The following is a 16829-nucleotide window of genomic DNA, read 5'->3' as shown; positions in this document are numbered from 1 at the left end:
GGGCATCCCCCTACCCCCTGCCCCTCGTGGGAACGGGAGTGGACGTGCACGCCTTCGGTCCGGAGGGCACCCCCCTGTGGATCGGAGGTCTGCTGTGGCCCGGAGAGCGGGGACTGAGCGGGCACTCGGACGGTGACGTGGTGGCACACGCCGCGGCGGACGCCGTGTTCTCGGCCGCCGGCGTGGGGGATCTGGGAACCCACTTCGGCACGGACCGCCCGGAGTTCGCGGGCGCTTCCGGGTGCCGGATCCTGGCGGAGGCCGTCCGGATCGTGGGGGAGGCCGGCTTCACGGTGGGCAACATCTCGGTGCAGCTCGTGGGCAACCGGCCCAAGTTCTCGCCGCGGCGGGAGGAGGCGGCCGCGGTGCTCTCGGAGGCTGCGGGCGCCCCGGTGCACCTCAGTGCCACCACCACCGACGCCCTGGGACTCACGGGCCGAGGGGAGGGCATCGCGGCGATCGCCACCGCCCTGGTGGTGAGGGCGGCCTGAACCGGGAGGGCGTGACCGTTTCCGGCCGGGCGCAGTGCGCCGCGGCCCGTTCCGGGCGCCCCGGTAGACTGGCCCGGTGACTCTGCGCTTCTACGACACCGCCTCCGCGACCACCAAGGACTTCGTGCCCGTGCACCCCGGGCAGGCCCGGCTGTACTACTGCGGGGCCACCGTGCAGGGCGCTCCGCACATCGGCCACGTGCGCTCGGCGCTGGTCTTCGACGTCCTCGCCCGGTGGCTGCGGTTCCGCGGTCTGGAGGTCACCACGGTCCGCAACGTCACGGACATCGACGACAAGATCTTGGTCAACTCCCGCGTGTCCTTCGCGGACGACTACCGCGGTGAGCACCCGCGTGAGCCGTGGTGGGCTCTGGCCTACCGCTTCGAGCGGGTGTTCGGGGCGGCGTACGCCGCGCTCGGGATCGACCCGCCCAGCTACGAACCGCGCGCCACGGGCCACGTCCCGGAGATGCACGCGCTGATCCAGGAGCTCATCGACGCCGGCCACGCGTACCCCGCGCCCGACGGTTCCGGGGACGTCTACTTCGACGTCCGCTCGTGGCCGCGCTACGGCGAGCTCACGCGGCAGCGCGTGGAGGACATGCAGGACGCCCCGGACGCGGACCCCCGCGGAAAACGCGATCCCCGGGACTTCGCGCTGTGGAAGGGCCACAAGGAGGGCGAGCCGCTCAGCGCGTCCTGGGACTCGCCGTGGGGCCGTGGCCGCCCGGGCTGGCACCTGGAGTGCTCGGCCATGGCGGACAAGTACCTGGGTTCGCACTTCGACATCCACGGTGGCGGCCTGGACCTGCGGTTCCCGCACCACGAGAACGAGCTCGCCCAGTCCGCCGCGGCGGGCCGCGAGTTCGCGAACTTCTGGCTGCACAACGGGCTGGTGACCTACCAGGGCGAGAAGATGTCCAAGTCGATCGGCAACACGGTGTCCCCGCAGGACATGCTTCGCGAGGCCCGTCCGCTGGCCGTGCGCTACTACCTGGGACAGGCCCACTACCGTTCCGTGCTGGACTACCGCCCCACCTCCCTGCAGGAGGCCACGGCCGCCGTGGAGCGCGTGGAGTCCGCGCTCGTCGCCGCGCGCGCCGCGCAGCTGCCCCTGGACTGGCGCACCGAGGACGTCCCGGAGGAGTTCGTGGCCGCCATGGACGACGACCTCAATGTCCCGCGCGCGCTCGCCGTGCTGCACGAGACGGTCCGCGCGGCCAACTCGGCTCTCGCCGGGGCCGAGCCGCAGGCCGCCCAGCCGCTCGTGGCCGCGGTCGCCGGCATGGCGGACGTCCTCGGGCTGCTGCAGCTCATGTCGCTGGACGGGCCCCGGGACGCCGACGCCGCGGAGCACCGGGCGCTCGACGCCCTCGTCCAGGACCTGCTGGCCCAGCGCGCCGCCGCGCGGGAGGCCCGGGACTGGGCGCTCGCGGACACCCTCCGGGACCGCCTGGCGGCCGCGGGCGTCGTCGTCAAGGACGGTGCGCAGGGCTCCGCGTGGTCCGTGGAATCCTGACCCTGGCCTAAACTGGGCGCAGATCGCCGACCACCCCGGGGCGGCCCTCGCGCCGTGACCCGTGACCCCACGGAAGTAGTGACCATGGCCCAGAACAACCGCGCCGGAGCAGTCCGCAAGAAGAAGGGCCCCGTCGTGGGCAGTGGCGGGCAGCGCCGGAAGGGCCTCGAGGGCCGCGGTCCCACGCCCAAGGCCGAGGACCGGGTTTACCACAAGGCCTACAAGGCCAAGCAGGCGGCCGCTCGCAAACAGCAGAACCAGCCGCGCCGCCCCCAGCGCACGGGCACCGGGCCCATCAAGGAGGACCTGGTCACCGGGCGCAACTCCGTGCTGGAGGCCCTGCGGGCGGGTGTCCCCGCCAAGACGCTCTTCGTGGCCACCAAGATCGAGGTGGACGACCGCGTCAAGGACATCCTGCAGCTGTGCGCCGAGGCGCAGGTCCCCACGCTGGAGGCCTCCCGCGGCGAGCTGGACCGGCTGTCCTCGGACGCGATCCACCAGGGCGTGGTGCTGCAGGTCCCGCCGTACGAGTACCCGGACGCGGACGAGCTCGCGGCCTCGCTCATGCACGACGCCGACGCCGCCCGCCCGCCCCTGCTGGTCGCGGCGGACGGCATCACGGATCCCCGCAACCTGGGAGCCATCATCCGCAGCGTCTCCGCGTTCGCCGGGGACGGCGTGATCCTCCCGGAGCGCCGCTCCGCCGGTGTGACCGCCACGGCCTGGAAGACCAGCTCGGGCGCGGCCGCCCGCGTGCCCGTGGCCAAGGCCACCAACCTCAACCGCACGCTGCAGAACTGCAAGAAGCAGGGCTACTTCGTGGTGGGTCTGGACGGCGGCGGGGACATGTCCCTGCCGCAGCTGGAGCTCGCCACCGAACCCCTCGTGGTGGTCGTGGGCTCGGAGGGCAAGGGGCTCTCCCGGCTGGTGACCGAGCACTGCGACGCGATCGTCTCGATCCCCATCGAGTCCGCCATGGAGTCGCTCAACGCGTCCATGGCCGTGGGGATCACGCTGTACGAGATCGCGCGCCGCCGTGCCGGCGCGTAGTCACCCCCTGGGGGTCCACCCCTCGCCGTGCGGGGACGGCACCGCGAACGTCGCGGTCTACGCCCCGGGGCTGACCACGGTGGACCTCGTGCTCCAGCGCCCCGGAGAGCCGTGGCAGCGGCTGCGCCTCGGGCACCGGGAGCACGGTGTGCACTTCGGGATCGTCCCGCGACCGCGCCACGTGCAGCGGACGGCACTCTCCGCGGCAGATCTGGCCCGGGACGTGTGCCCGGCCATGCCCGAGGGCACGCGCTACGGCTTCCTCGACGGCGACGCCGCCCCGGGCACCGTGCCGGACCCCGCGGAGGAGATCGTGCTGCTGGACCCGTACGGCCGGGGCCTCGAGCGCGTGGCCCCGCCGAGCGGCGTCGTGGACCCGGGACCGGACGCGTACGGCGGCATGTACGTCTCCGTGGTCACCGCGCAGGACCACGTGTGGCGGGACGAGGACCGCCCGGCACCCCCGTGGCGCGAGACCGTGGTCTACGAGGCCCACGTGAAGGGCCTCACCATGCTGCACCCGGACATCCCCCACGAGCTGCGCGGCACGTACGCGGGCCTGGGGCACCCGGTCATGACGGACTACCTGCGGGGCCTGGGCGTCACGGCCGTGGAGCTGCTGCCGATCCACGCGCACCTGGACGAGGCGCACCTCACGGAGAACGGGCTCAGCAACTACTGGGGCTACAACACCCTGGGCTTCTTCGCCCCGCACGCGGGCTACGCCACGGCTGCGGCGCGCGCGGCAGGGCCCACCGCGGTGCTCAACGAGTTCAAGGCCGCGGTGGACGCCCTGCACCGCGCCGGTCTGCAGGTCTTCCTGGACGTGGTGTACAACCACACGGCCGAGGGCGGGGCGGCTCAGCGCCCGTACTGCTGGCGCGGGCTGGGGGAGCGCGAGTACTACCGGCACGACGAGCACGGCAACTACGTGGACGTCACCGGGTGCGGCAACTCGATGGGCTTCGGCAACCCCCAGGTGGTCCGGATGGCCCTGGACTCCCTGCGCTACTGGGTCACGCAGTGCCACGTGGACGGCTTCCGCTTCGACCTCGCGCCCGAGCTGGGCCGGGACGAGCACCACCACTTCAGCCGCAACCACCCGTTCTTCGTGGCGGTGGCCGCTGACCCCGTGCTGCAGGGGGTCCGGATGATCTCCGAGCCGTGGGACGTGGGCGCCGGCGGCTGGCAGACCGGGCGCTTCCCCGCGGGGTGGGCGGACTGGAACGACCACTACCGGGACACCGTCCGGGACTTCTGGCTCTCCGGGCAGCGCACCATGCGACGCGGGGGCGGCGGAGGGACCGCCGCGCGGCTCGCCGGGGCCATCTCCGGCTCGGCCGAGCTGTTCGCGCCGCACGGGCGCACCGCGCTGGCCTCCGTCAACTTCGTCACCGCGCACGACGGCTTCACGATGCACGACCTCACGGCCTACGACGCCAAGCACAACGAGGCCAACCTGGAGCACAACGCGGACGGCACCAACGACAACCACTCGTGGAACCACGACCACGAGGGATTCTCCCCCGACGCGCACGTGCGGGCGGCCCGTGCGGCCACCGCACGGAACATGATGGCCACCCTGCTGTTCTCCCAGGGCATCCCCATGATCACCGCGGGGGACGAAGTGCTGCGCTCGCAGCAGGGCAACAACAACGCCTACTGCCAGGACAATCGGCTCTCGTGGCTGGACTGGCGGCTCACACCCCTGGACCGCGCCATGCTCCAGACCACCCAGCGGCTCATCCGGATCCGCCGGACCTTCCTGGCGGCTCAGCCCCACGACTTCCCGGCCACGCCCGAGGACGTGGTCCTGGAGTGGTTCGCGCCGCGCGGCGAGCCCATGACGAGTGAGCTGTGGCAGACGGACGGCGCCCTCGCGCTGCAGGTGCTGCTCTCGGCCCGGGAGGGCGGGGCCTGCGGGCTGTGCGTCCTCAACGGCACCGTAGCCCCCGTGGCGGCGGTCCTGCCCGCCGCCCCGGGGGCCGACGACGCCGCGGAGCGCCCCGGCCCCGCCGGTTTCCGGCTCGTGCTCGCCACGGATCCGCAGCTCGACGAGCTGACCGGCAACCGCTGGCGCGGCGGGGCCACGGTCACGGTCCCCGCACAGAGCGTGGCGCTGTTCACCCTGGACTGACCCGGGACGGCGGGTTCCGAGCGCGTGCTCAGTCCGCGGCGTTGCGGACCAGGGCGAGCTCCGCGGGGTCCGCGAGCTCCGAGCTGCGCGGCAGAACGCGCACGGTGTACCCGAACGGCCCGGAGCGGTCGACCGTGAGGGGCCCCGAGAACAGGTGGCGTCCCTCGCCCAGGTCCTGGGCGGGGGCGAGCTCCGCGGACGAGCGCTCGTGCAGGTGGTCGGACTCGGACACCCGCCCGTAGCCCACCTGCACCGTGACGTCCTCGGGGGACAGGGTTCCCAGGCGCACGTAGGCGTTGACGCGCAGCTCGTCCCCGATCTGCGGCTCCTGGTGCACGCCCTGGGCGTCCACGTGCTCCACGTGGACCTCGGGCCAGCCGAGGCGGACCCGTTCGATCCAGTGCGCGGTGGCGCGGGCCGCGGCGCCGTCGTCCGCCGCGGCCCGCCGCCCCGAGACGCACGCGGGGACGTAGAGCTGCTGGACGTAGTCGGTGAGCATCCGGCGGGAGGAGACCCGCGGGCCCAGCGTGGCCAGGGTGTGGCGCACCATGGCGAGCCACTGGTGGGGCACCGGCTCGCCGTCGGCCGTGTCCCCACTCTCGCCGTAGAAGCGCGGCGCCACGTGGTTCTCCAGGAGCTCGTAGAGGGCCGCCGCCTCCACGTCGTCCCGCTCGTCCGTGCTCGCCTTGCCGTCCGCCGTGGGGATGGCCCAGCCGTTCTGGCCGTCGTACATCTCGTCCCACCAGCCGTCCAGGACGGAGAGGTTCAGGCCGCCGTTGATCGCGGCCTTCATCCCGGACGTGCCGCACGCCTCGAGGGGGCGCAGGGGGTTGTTGAGCCACACGTCGCAGCCGGGGAACAGCACACGGGCCATGGCGATGTCGTAGTTCGGCAGGAACACGATCCGGTGGCGCACCTCGGGATCGTCCGTGAAGCGCACCAGGTCCTGGATCATGCGCTTGCCCATCTCGTCCGCGGGGTGGGACTTGCCGGCCACCACGAGCTGCACGGGACGCCGCGGGTCCAGCAGCAGCCGCTTGAGCCGCTCCGGGTCCCGCAGCATGAGCGTGAGCCGCTTGTACGTGGGCACACGACGGGCGAAGCCGATGGTCAGCACGTCCGGGTCCAGCACCGAGGCCGTCCACCCGAGCTCCGCGTCCGTGGCACCGCGCTTCTTCCAGGAGGCCCGCAGCCGCTCGCGGACGTCCAGGACCAGACGTTCGCGCAGCCCCCGTCGGGCGGCCCACAGCTCGGTGTCCGGCACGTCGTAGACCTTCCGCCAGCGGGCGGCCGGTTCGGCGTCGTTCTCCTCCGGCTCCACGGCGAGGTCCCACACCAAGGGGTCGATCCACGAAGGGACGTGCACGCCGTTGGTCACGGACGTGATGGGCACCTCGTCCGCGTCGAAGCCCTGCCAGAGCCCCTGGAACATGGAGCGGGAGACCGAGCCGTGCAGCTTGGCCACGCCGTTGGCGCGCTGGGCCAGGCGCAGGCCCATGACCGCCATGTTGAACTTGCCGGGATCGCCGTCCGGGTAGGTCTCGGCGCCCAGCTCCAGCACACGGTCCACGGGCACGTCCGGGGTGAGCCCGGCACGGAAGTAGTGCTCCACCTGGGCCCGCTCGAAGCGGTCGATGCCCGCGGGCACCGGGGTGTGGGTGGTGAACACGGTGGCCGCGCGCACCGCGGTGAGTGCCTCGTCCCAGGTCATGGGCTGCCGCCCGGCGCCGGGGTTCATGAGCTCCTGGACGCGTTCGATGCCCAGGAAGCCGGCGTGGCCCTCGTTGCAGTGGAACACCTCGGGCGCGGGTGCGCCGGTGAGGCGGCTGTGGATGCGCAGCGCACGGGGGCCGCCCATGCCCAGCAGCAGCTCCTGCTGCAGCCGGTGGTCGCTGCCGCCGCCGTACAGCCGGTCCGTGACGGTGCGCGCGGCGTCGTCGTTGTCCGGGATGTTGGAGTCCAGCAGGAGGAGGGGCACCCGGCCCACGTCCGCGCGCCAGATCTGGGCCGCGAGCGTGCGGCCGTCCGGAAGCGGCAGGCGCACGCGCGCCGGCGTGCCGTCCGCCTCGCGCAGCAGGGTGAGGGGGAGCTCGTCCGGGTCCAGCACGGGGTAGGTCTCCTGCTGCCAGCCGTCGCGGGACAGGGACTGCTTGAAGTAGCCCGCCTGGTAGAACAGCCCCACGCCGAGCACCGGGATGCCCATGTCGGACGCGGTCTTGAGGTGGTCTCCGGCCAGGATGCCCAGCCCGCCGGAGTACTGCGGCAGGGCGGAGGTGATGCCGTACTCGGCCGAGAAGTACGCGATGGCCGCAGGCGCGTCGGGCCCCTGCGTCCGCTGGTACCAGTGCGGCTCGTGGAGGTAGGTCTGCAGATCCGCGTCGAGCTCGCGCACGCGGGCCACGAGGTCCGGATCCTGGGCGAGCTGCTGGATCTCCTCGCGCGTCAGCGAGCCCAGGAGTTTGACGGGGTCGCCGTGGACGGCCTCCCAGGCCCGGGGGCTGAGCTGGGTGAAGAGGTCCTCGGTGGGCTTGTGCCAGGACCAGCGGAGGTTCCTGGCGAGCCGCCCCAGCGGGGCGATCGACTCGGGGAGGACGGTGCGGACGGTGAACCTGCGGATTGCCTTCACCCCTGCGAGCCTAGCGGGTGGGGTCCGTCCGGTGGGCGTGCCCCATCGTGTGACGGCCGCGCGCCTGCGTGGTGCTTCACGGCCTTAAGAATCCCGGCGATAGTCGGTAACGTTGGGCCCGTGTCGCAGCAGAACCAGCCCTCAGGCCGTCGCCCCTCCGAGACCGCACCGGACATCCCTGCGGGTGGTGCCCACCCCGACGTGGGGTCCCGCCTGACCCCGCCGTTGCCGGCCACGGGCGTTCCCGACGTCGCTCCCTCCGTCCACCGCGCGCGCCGGGACACGGCGCCCGCTGAACCGACCACACGCGAGCAGGAGACCGGGGCCCACGGCTCCGGCACCGAGGAGGACAGCATGGACTTCCCGTCCGAGGACCTGGTGTACGGCCGCATCCCCGTCTCCGACGTGAGCCCGGTGGTCGAGGGCGGGCGCTTCCCGGCCACCGCCGTACCGGGCGAGGACATCCGGGTGGGCGCCACCGTCTTCCGCGAGGGCCACGACTCCCTGGGCGTGACCGCTGTGCTCTACGACCCCGACGGACGCGAGGCGCAGCGCCGCCGCATGACACTCGTGGCTCCCGGGACCGACCGCTACGAGGCGTGGCTGCGCCCCGAGTACGAGGGCCGGTGGAGCTTCGCGGTCGAGGGCTGGTCCGACCTCTACGACACGTGGCACCACGCCGCCCAGATCAAGCTCGGTGTGGGCCAGGACGTGGAGCTCATGTTCCAGGAGGCGTGCCTGCTGTTCGACGCCGCCTCCAAGGAGTCGGACCGCAGCCACGCCGAGGTGCGCGCGTTCGAGGACGCCGCCGCGGCCATGCGGGACACCACCCGCTCGGCGGACGAGCGGTGGGAGATCGCGACGTCCCAGCAGCTGCGTGACGCCGTGGCCGAACGCCCCCTGCGGGACCTGCTGAGCTCCTCGCCGCACTACCCGGTGGAGGTGGAGCGCGAGGCCGCGGGCCGGGGCTCCTGGTACGAGTTCTTCCCGCGCTCCGAGGGCGCCGTCTACGACCCCGAGACCGGGACCTGGACCTCGGGCACGTTCCGCACCGCCACGGCGGCCCTGGACCGTGCCGCGAGCATGGGCTTCGACGTCGCGTACCTGCCGCCCATCCACCCGATCGGCCGCAACCACCGCAAGGGGCCGAACAACACGCTCGTGGCGGGCGAGCAGGACCCCGGCTCCCCGTGGGCCATCGGCGGACCGGAGGGTGGCCACGACGCGATCCACCCGGACCTCGGGACGTTCGAGGACTTCGACGCGTTCGTGGGCCACGCCCACGAGCTCGGACTGGAGGTGGCGCTGGACCTCGCCCTGCAGGCGTCCCCCGACCACCCGTGGGTCCAGGAGCACCCGCAGTGGTTCACCACGCGCGCGGACGGCAGCATCGCGTACGCCGAGAACCCGCCCAAGAAGTACCAGGACATCTACCCCCTGAACTTCGACAACGACCCGCAGGGGCTCGCGAACGAGGTGCTGCGCGTGGTGCAGCTGTGGATCAGCCACGGCGTGGACATCTTCCGCGTGGACAACCCCCACACCAAGCCCCTCTGGTTCTGGGAGTGGCTGATCGCCCGCGTCCGTGAGGAGCACCCGGACACCGTGTTCCTGGCTGAGGCGTTCACCCGCCCGGCCATGATGCAGGGCCTGGCCAAGGCCGGGTTCCAGCAGTCCTACTCCTACTTCACGTGGCGCAACACCAAGGAGGAGATCGAGGAGTACCTCGAGGAGGTCTCGCACGAGACCTCGGGCTTCTACCGCCCCAACTTCTTCGTGAACACCCCGGACATCCTCACCGAGTACCTGCAGTTCGGCGGGCCGGCGGCGTTCAAGGTGCGCGCGGCGCTCGCCGCCACGGCGTCCCCGCTGTGGGGCGTCTACGCGGGCTTCGAGCTCTTCGAGCACGTGGCGCGTCCCGGCGCGGAGGAGTACATCGACAACGAGAAGTTCCAGCTGCGTCCCCGCGACTTCCGCGGTGCCGGGGAGCGCGGGGAGTCGCTGGCCCCGTACATCACGCGGCTGAACCAGATCCGCCGGGACCACCCGGCCCTGGGCGACCTGCAGAACCTGACCCTGCAGAGCGCCTCGGACGATGCGATCGTGGCGTTCAGCAAGACCAAGACCGTGCAGCGGGACGGCGTGGACGTGAAGGACACCGTGATCACGGTCATCAACACGGATCCGCACGCCACCCGCGAGGCCACCGTGTGGCTGGACCTCGACTCCCTGGACCTGCGGGACGAGGACTTCAACGAGGACGGATCGTTCTGGGTGGATGACCTCATCTCCGGCGCGAGCTGGAAGTGGGGCACCCACAACTACGTCCGTCTGGACCCGTACGTGGAGCCCGCGCACGTGCTGAGCATTCGCCGCAGCGTGAGGTGAGGCGCCACCGACGCCGCCGGGAGACCGGTGGCGACGGTGCGTCGCCCACCACCCCGTCCGTTCCATCCGTCTCCGCGAGAGGGCAGTCCCGCCAGCCATGAGCACCACTCCTTTCCACCTCAACGCTCCCGGGATCGCCCACGACCCCGACTGGTTCCGCAAGGCCGTGTTCTACGAGGTCCTCGTCAGGGCGTTCTCGGACGCCAACGGGGACGGCTCGGGGGACTTCACCGGGCTCATCGACAAGCTCGACTACCTGCAGTGGCTCGGCATCGACTGCCTGTGGCTGCCGCCCTTCTACGAGTCCCCGCTGCGCGACGGCGGCTACGACATCTCCGACTACTACTCCGTGCTGGACGAGTTCGGCACCGTGAGCGACTTCAAGCGACTCGTCGCTGAGGCCCACGCCCGCGGGCTGCGCGTGATCACGGACCTGCCGCTGAACCACACCTCGGACCAGCACCCGTGGTTCCAGGCCTCGCGCGAGGACCCGGAGGGCCCCTACGGGGACTTCTACGTGTGGTCCGACACGGACGAGAAGTACCAGGACGCGCGCATCATCTTCGTGGACACCGAGGTCTCCAACTGGACCTTCGACCCGGTGCGCCGGCAGTTCTTCTGGCACCGGTTCTTCTCCCACCAGCCGGACCTGAACTTCGAGAACCCCAAGGTCGTCGAGGCCGTGTTCGACGTGGTGAAGTTCTGGCTGGACATGGGCATCGACGGCTTCCGCGCGGACGCCATCCCCTACCTCATCGAGGAGGAGGGCACCAACTGCGAGAACCTCCCCGGCACGCACGACTTCCTCGTGAAGCTGCGCGAGATGGTGGACCGTGAGTACCCGGGCCGCGTGATCGTGGCGGAGGCCAACCAGATGCCCCACGAGGTCGTGGAGTACTTCGGCACGGAGGAGTCCCCCGAGTGCCACATGTGCTTCCACTTCCCGATCATGCCGCGGATCTACTACTCGCTGCGGGACCAGAAGGCCGCGCCCATCGTCTCCACCATGGAGAACACGCCGCAGATCCCGCGCGGCACCCAGTGGGGCACGTTCCTGCGCAACCACGACGAGCTCACGCTGGAGATGGTCACGAGCGAGGAGCGCCAGGCCATGCTCGGCTGGTATGCGCCGGACTCCCGCATGCGCGCGAACATCGGCATCCGACGCCGCCTGGCACCGCTGCTGGACAACTCGCGCGCCGAGCTGGAGCTCGCTCACGCACTGCTGCTGTCCCTGCCAGGCTCCCCGTTCCTGTACTACGGGGACGAGATCGGCATGGGCGACAACATCTGGCTGGACGACCGTGACGCATCCCGCACGCCCATGCAGTGGACCCCTGACCGCAACGCCGGGTTCTCCACGGCGGACCCGGGCAAGCTGTACCTGCCCGTGGTGCAGTCCCTGGTCTACAACTACGCCCAGACGAACGTGGAGACCCAGCTGGCGTCCTCCTCGTCCCTGCTGCACTGGATCCGACAGATGCTCATGGTCCGCAAGGCCCACCCTGCGTTCGGCATGGGCGAGTACGTCAACGTGGACACGGACCACGAGTCCGTGCTCGCGTTCCTGCGTCGGCTGGACCCGCAGGACGCTGAGGACGGGGTCGGGGAGACCCTGCTGTGCATCTTCAACCTCGCGCACGTCCCGGCGAGCTGCTCGGTGCACCTCGCGGAGTACGCGGGCCGGGGCACGAGGGAGCTGTTCGGCGGTGAGCCCTTCGGCGAGTTCTCGGACACGGGTGACTACCGCATCACGCTGGGCTCGCAGGACTTCTTCTGGCTGCGCCTACGGACGGCGCCCACCACGGACGGCAACCACCCCGAGACGGTGGCCATGCCCATCATCAGGCCCGCGCGCGGCGAATGAGGGTCCGCGGGGCGGACCCGCACGCGCACGAGAGAGTTCTACCGGACGAAAGCGGGGGAGATGTCATGACGGATCAGCAGGTGCTCGACAGGTTGCGGGTGTGGCTGCCGCGGCAGCGGTGGTTCCCGTTCACGGCCACCCCGGACCAGCTGCGGCTCACGGTGGTGGGACGCGCGGGGCTGGACGGCGGTGACAGCTGGGACGCCCAGCCGGGACGCGAGCGCATCATGTTCCTGGTGCAGGTCACCGTGGGGGAGCGTAGCGAGCTGCTCAACGTCCCCGTGGTGCGCAGCACGGAACCTCTTCCCGCGCTCGAGCGGTTCACGATCGGCAGCTACGACGCGGACGGCCCGGACCGTGCGCTCCCCGAGCAGCTGGTGGCGGGAGCGGAGGCATCGGCCTCGTTCCTGCGCCGCGCGGTGTCCCAGGCCGGTGTGCTGTGGGACCGGCGGAAGGGCACGCGCTCCGGTGACCCCGGGTCCGCGGAGCGGAAGCCCACGGGTGCGGCCACGGGCCAGGACGCCGTCGGCGCCTCCGAGGAGCCCGCGACCGTCCACCTCTACGACGCGGTGGGGGACCCCGGGTTCATGGACCGCGTGCTGCGCATGATGGACGCGCAGCTCACGGAGGGCGGTGTGCTGCGCCACGGAATGGGTCTGCACGGTCGGTACACGGGTGCCCTGAACACCGACTACCGGATCGCCACCGCCGACCAGGTGCAGGTGATCTCCTCCGAGCAGTCGAACACCTCGGTGATCCTGCGCCCGGCGGAGACGGACGCGGAGGACTCCGCGCTGCGCGGGGACGCCGTGATCGTGAAGTTCTTCCGCGTGGTGGGCGAGGGGCGCAACCCGGACGTCGAGGTGGGCGTGAAGCTCACCTCGCATGGTTCCTCCGCGGTCCCCGCGACCGCCGGGTGGATCGACGCCCAGTGGCGCCAGGGCCTCGTGACCACGTCCGGCCAGCTGGCCGTGGCGGCGCAGTTCCTGGAGGACTCGCGGGACGCCTGGGCCGTCGCCGTGGCGGCGGCCACCGAGGGCCGGGACTTCACCGCGCTCGCCGAGGACCTGGGAGCAACCACCGCGCGTGTCCACGCGGACCTGCTGACGGCCTTCGAGCCGGCCCCGGTGGACGACGCCGCACGGCGCCGCTTCCTGGAGGACCTCGCCTCGCGCGTGCGCTGGGCCTGGGAGACCTGCGGGGAGCAGTTCCAGGAGTTCACCCCGGAGCTGGACGCCCTGCTGAGCGAGCTGTCAGAGGTGCGTGAGATCCCTGCGCTGCAGCGCATCCACGGCGACTACCACCTGGGCCAGGTGCTGCACAACGACGCCCAGGGCTTCCGCATCCTGGACTTCGAGGGTGAGCCGCTGCGCCCCATCAAGGAGCGGGTGCGCCCGGACGTGGTGCTGCGGGACGTCGTGGGCATGCTGCGTTCCTTCGACTACGCGGGGGCCATGGCCGCATGCGAGCGCGAGCAGGACATGGGCGCGTGGACCGCGGCCGTCTCGGACGCCTTCCTGCGGGGCTACCGCACCACGAGCGGCGCCGGCGTGGACACGGACTCCGTGCTCTACCGGGCCCTGTGGCTGGACAAGGCCCTCTACGAAGTGGTCTACGAGCAGCGCAACCGACCCGACTGGGTGCGAGTGCCGGCGGACGCCGTGGTTCGTTCGCTTGAGCGTGCACGCTCCCGTACCGTGAACGGAGAGAACCACGAGAGCCATACGACATCGTCCAGAACTGAGGATTTCGTGACCACCGAGCAGCCCCGTCCCACCGATCCCGCAGCCCCCGAGTCCGAGGCAGGTGCGGCGGTTCCCCTTCCGGGGAGCGCGCAGCACGACGCCGCCCGGTCGGCGCCCGAGCACACCGCTGTCCCCGGCGAGCAGCCCGCGTCAACCGCCGGCACCGAGGCCCGTGAGGAGGCGACGGGCCCCGCCGCCGGTGACGATGCGGTGGAGACCGGACCCGTGGCCGTGACCGAGGACGTGCTCGCGGCCGTCGCCGAGGGACGCTTCCATGACCCCCACTCCGTGCTCGGTGCCCATCCCAACGCGGACGGCACCGTGACCATCCGCACGCTGCGGCGTTTCGCCACGGCCGTGTCGGTCCGCACCCCGGACGGCACGTTCCCGCTCGAGCACGAGTGGGGCGGCATCTTCACGGGCGTGGTCCCGGCGCACGACGAGGGCCGGATCCCCGACTACCGCGTGGAGGTGGAGTACGCCGGGAAGGAGCCGGAGCTCGTGGACGACCCGTACCGGTTCGCCCCGACCCTCGGCGAGCTGGACCTGCACCTGATCGGGGAGGGACGCCACGAGACCCTGTGGGACGTGCTCGGCGCACACGTGCGCCGGTACCCCTCGCCCCTCGGCGAGGTCACCGGTGTCAGCTTCGCGGTGTGGGCACCGAATGCCCAGGCCGTGCGCGTGATCGGGGACTTCAACGGCTGGGACGGCTCCGAGCACGCCATGCGCTCGCTGGGCTCCAGCGGCGTGTGGGAGCTCTTCGTCCCGGGCAGGAAGTCCGGGGACACCTACAAGTTCCGCATCCAGGGTGCGGACGGGGCCTGGCGGGACAAGGCGGACCCCATGGCGTTCGGCACCGAGATCCCGCCGTCCACCGCGTCCCGCGTGTGCGAGTCCGAGTACGAGTTCCGGGACCAGGAGTGGATGGCCGCGCGGGCCGCGAAGGATCCGCACAACGCGCCCATGAGCGTGTACGAGATGCACATCGGCTCCTGGCGGATGGGTCTGGGGTACGTGGACCTGGCCCGGGAGCTGGTGGAGTACCTCACGTGGCAGGGCTTCACCCACGTGGAGTTCATGCCCGTGGCCGAGCACCCGTTCGGCGGGTCCTGGGGCTACCAGGTCACCGGCTACTACGCGCCGTCGTCCCGCTTCGGTTCCCCGGACGAGTTCCGCTACCTCGTGGACCAGCTGCACCAGGCCGGCATCGGCGTGCTCGTGGACTGGGTCCCGGGACACTTCCCCAAGGACGAGTGGGCGCTGGCCAACTTCGACGGCCAGCCGCTGTACGAGCACCCGGACCCCCGCCGGGGCGAGCACAAGGACTGGGGCACGCTGATCTTCGACTACGGGCGCCGGGAGGTGCGCAACTTCCTGGTGGCCAACGCCAACTACTGGCTCGAGGAGTTCCACGTGGACGGGCTGCGCGTGGACGCCGTGGCCTCCATGCTCTACCTCGACTACTCCCGCAACGACGGGGAGTGGGAGCCCAACCAGTACGGCGGGCGCGAGAACCTGGAGGCGATCGCCTTCCTGCAGGAGGCGAACGCCACGGCGTACCGGCGCAACCCGGGAATCGTGATGATCGCGGAGGAGTCCACGTCCTTCCCCGGTGTCACCAAGCCCACGAGCGCGGGCGGGCTGGGCTTCGGCATCAAGTGGAACATGGGCTGGATGCACGACAGCCTCGAGTACATGGCCGAGGACCCGATCAACAGGCACTACCACCACAACAAGGCCACGTTCTCCATGGTCTACGCGTTCTCGGAGAACTTCATCCTGCCCATCTCGCACGACGAGGTCGTGTACGGCAAGGGTTCCCTGCTGCGCAAGATGCCGGGTGACCGGTGGCAGCAGCTCGCGAACGTCCGGGCGTACTTGGCGTACATGTGGGCGCACCCGGGCAAGCAGCTGATCTTCATGGGCACGGAGTACGCCCAGGAGTCGGAGTGGTCGCAGGAGCACGGCCTGGACTGGTGGCTGTCCGAGACCCCGCCGCACCACGGCGTGCAGGAGCTGGTCAAGAGCCTCAACGAGGTCTACCGCAGCACCCCCGCGCTCTACGCCCGTGACAACGACCCCTCGGGCTTCGAGTGGATCGACGCGAACGACGCGAAGCGGAACACCCTGTCCTTCACCCGGTGGGACGACCAGGGCAACCCGCTCGTGTGCATCGCGAACTTCGCAGGCAACACCCACGAGCGATTCCGCCTGGGCCTGCCGTGGGCGGGGGAGTGGGAAGAGGTGCTCAACACCGACTCCGAGATCTTCGGCGGATCGGGAGTGGGCAATCTCGGCCGGGTGGTCGCCACCGAGGGTGCTTTCAACGACAAGCCCGCCTCCGCCGAGGTGACGGTGCCCCCGCTGGCCGTGCTGTTCCTCAAGCCGGCCACGGGACGGGGAACCAGCAGCACCGGAGGAGACGGCACGGACCGGGTGGTGGGCGAGAGCGTCTGAGCTCCCGGAGTCCGCCCGGTACCACGCGGACTCGCGCACGGACCATGGCAGACGGCGCACGGCAGACCCGCGGATGGCAACGGCCACCGCGGGTTTGTCGTATCGGTGGGCCGCGTGTAATGTCTTCCGAGTTGCCACGGCGCTGGTCGAAAAGACCGGAGCAGGCAACAAGACCGGGAACTACCGGAAACATGCAGGCTGGCAACCGCCGGAGCGTGTGGTATGGTTGATCCCCGCAAGGCACCGAAGACCGGATGTCAAGCACCGCAGCGCAGAGTTCACCTCAAGTTGCGAGAGCGAGCATCCGCCGGTAACCTTGCAGACCGCAACCGATCGTAGTGGCCCTGTGGTGGGGAACCTCGATGTGGTGTGTTGTTTGTCAACTCAATAGTGTGTCTAGTTTGTTGATACCAAAGATATTGATTGTTTTTGGTTGATGGCCCAATGCCTTGCAGGTGTTTTCCCGTTTTCCTGGGGTGTTGGGTGTCAGCTGGGATCCTGCTTGCCACGTTGTGGTGGGTGGTTTCTGTTGAATTTTTTTGACGG

General features: G+C 70.9%; 8 protein-coding genes. 7 read left to right on the top strand and 1 reads right to left on the bottom strand.

Translation table 11 applies throughout. From position 1 onward, the window contains the following. The first annotated feature begins 17 nt into the window (after positions 1-17). The 4 genes from ispF to glgX all read left to right on the top strand — a co-directional run bounded on the left by ispF (position 18) and on the right by glgX (position 5197). Positions 18-491, top strand: a complete 474-nt coding sequence (ispF, locus tag CWC38_RS07110; RefSeq protein ID WP_121846101.1) for a 2-C-methyl-D-erythritol 2,4-cyclodiphosphate synthase — start codon at positions 18-20, stop codon at positions 489-491. A 76-nt stretch (positions 492-567) separates the two neighbouring features. Next, the gene (gene cysS / locus CWC38_RS07105) at positions 568-2010 is read left to right on the top strand and encodes a cysteine--tRNA ligase (protein WP_121846100.1); all 1443 of its coding nucleotides are present in this window, start codon (positions 568-570) and stop codon (positions 2008-2010) included. 84 nt (positions 2011-2094) lie between these two features. Then, the gene (rlmB, locus tag CWC38_RS07100; RefSeq protein WP_121846099.1) at positions 2095-3060 is read left to right on the top strand and encodes a 23S rRNA (guanosine(2251)-2'-O)-methyltransferase RlmB; all 966 of its coding nucleotides are present in this window, start codon (positions 2095-2097) and stop codon (positions 3058-3060) included. Further along, complete coding sequence (glgX, locus tag CWC38_RS07095; RefSeq protein WP_121846098.1) at positions 3047-5197, top strand: glycogen debranching protein GlgX; 2151 nt, start codon at positions 3047-3049, stop codon at positions 5195-5197. The genes rlmB and glgX overlap by 14 nt, the downstream gene beginning before the upstream one ends. 28 nt (positions 5198-5225) lie before the next feature. On the opposite strand, the gene glgP is transcribed toward glgX, so the two are convergent. After that, positions 5226-7823: an alpha-glucan family phosphorylase gene (gene glgP, locus CWC38_RS07090; protein ID WP_121846097.1), complete on the bottom strand. Its 2598-nt coding sequence runs from the start codon at positions 7821-7823 to the stop codon at positions 5226-5228. Between the two features lie 354 nt (positions 7824-8177). Between glgP and CWC38_RS07085 the strand changes: the two genes are divergently transcribed. From CWC38_RS07085 to glgB, 3 genes are all read left to right on the top strand, one after another. Beyond that, positions 8178-10211: an alpha-1,4-glucan--maltose-1-phosphate maltosyltransferase gene (locus CWC38_RS07085; protein ID WP_121846102.1), complete on the top strand. Its 2034-nt coding sequence runs from the start codon at positions 8178-8180 to the stop codon at positions 10209-10211. A gap of 97 nt (positions 10212-10308) precedes the next feature. Further along, positions 10309-12078, top strand: coding sequence for a maltose alpha-D-glucosyltransferase (treS, locus tag CWC38_RS07080; RefSeq protein ID WP_121846096.1), 1770 nt, complete (start codon positions 10309-10311; stop codon positions 12076-12078). A gap of 65 nt (positions 12079-12143) precedes the next feature. After that, on the top strand, positions 12144-16283 hold the full coding sequence (glgB, locus tag CWC38_RS07075; protein WP_121846095.1) for a 1,4-alpha-glucan branching protein GlgB: 4140 nt from the start codon (positions 12144-12146) through the stop codon (positions 16281-16283). Positions 16284-16829: the final 546 nt, after the last annotated feature.

The sequence above is a fragment of the Kocuria tytonicola genome, from assembly GCF_003687455.1.
Lineage (GTDB): Bacteria > Actinomycetota > Actinomycetes > Actinomycetales > Micrococcaceae > Kocuria > Kocuria tytonicola.
The sequence above is the reverse complement of the archived record's forward strand: the minus strand, read 5'-3'. Positions and strand labels throughout refer to the sequence as shown.

Bases quoted from the DNA above. Each gene is read 5' to 3' on its own strand.
- rlmB (WP_121846099.1), top strand. From the start codon at position 2,095: ATGGCCCAGAACAACCGCGCCGGAGCAGTCCGCAAGAAGAAGGGCCCC.
- CWC38_RS07085 (WP_121846102.1), top strand. From the start codon at position 8,178: ATGGACTTCCCGTCCGAGGACCTGGTGTACGGCCGCATCCCCGTCTCC.
- treS (WP_121846096.1), top strand. From the start codon at position 10,309: ATGAGCACCACTCCTTTCCACCTCAACGCTCCCGGGATCGCCCACGAC.
- glgB (WP_121846095.1), top strand. From the start codon at position 12,144: ATGACGGATCAGCAGGTGCTCGACAGGTTGCGGGTGTGGCTGCCGCGG.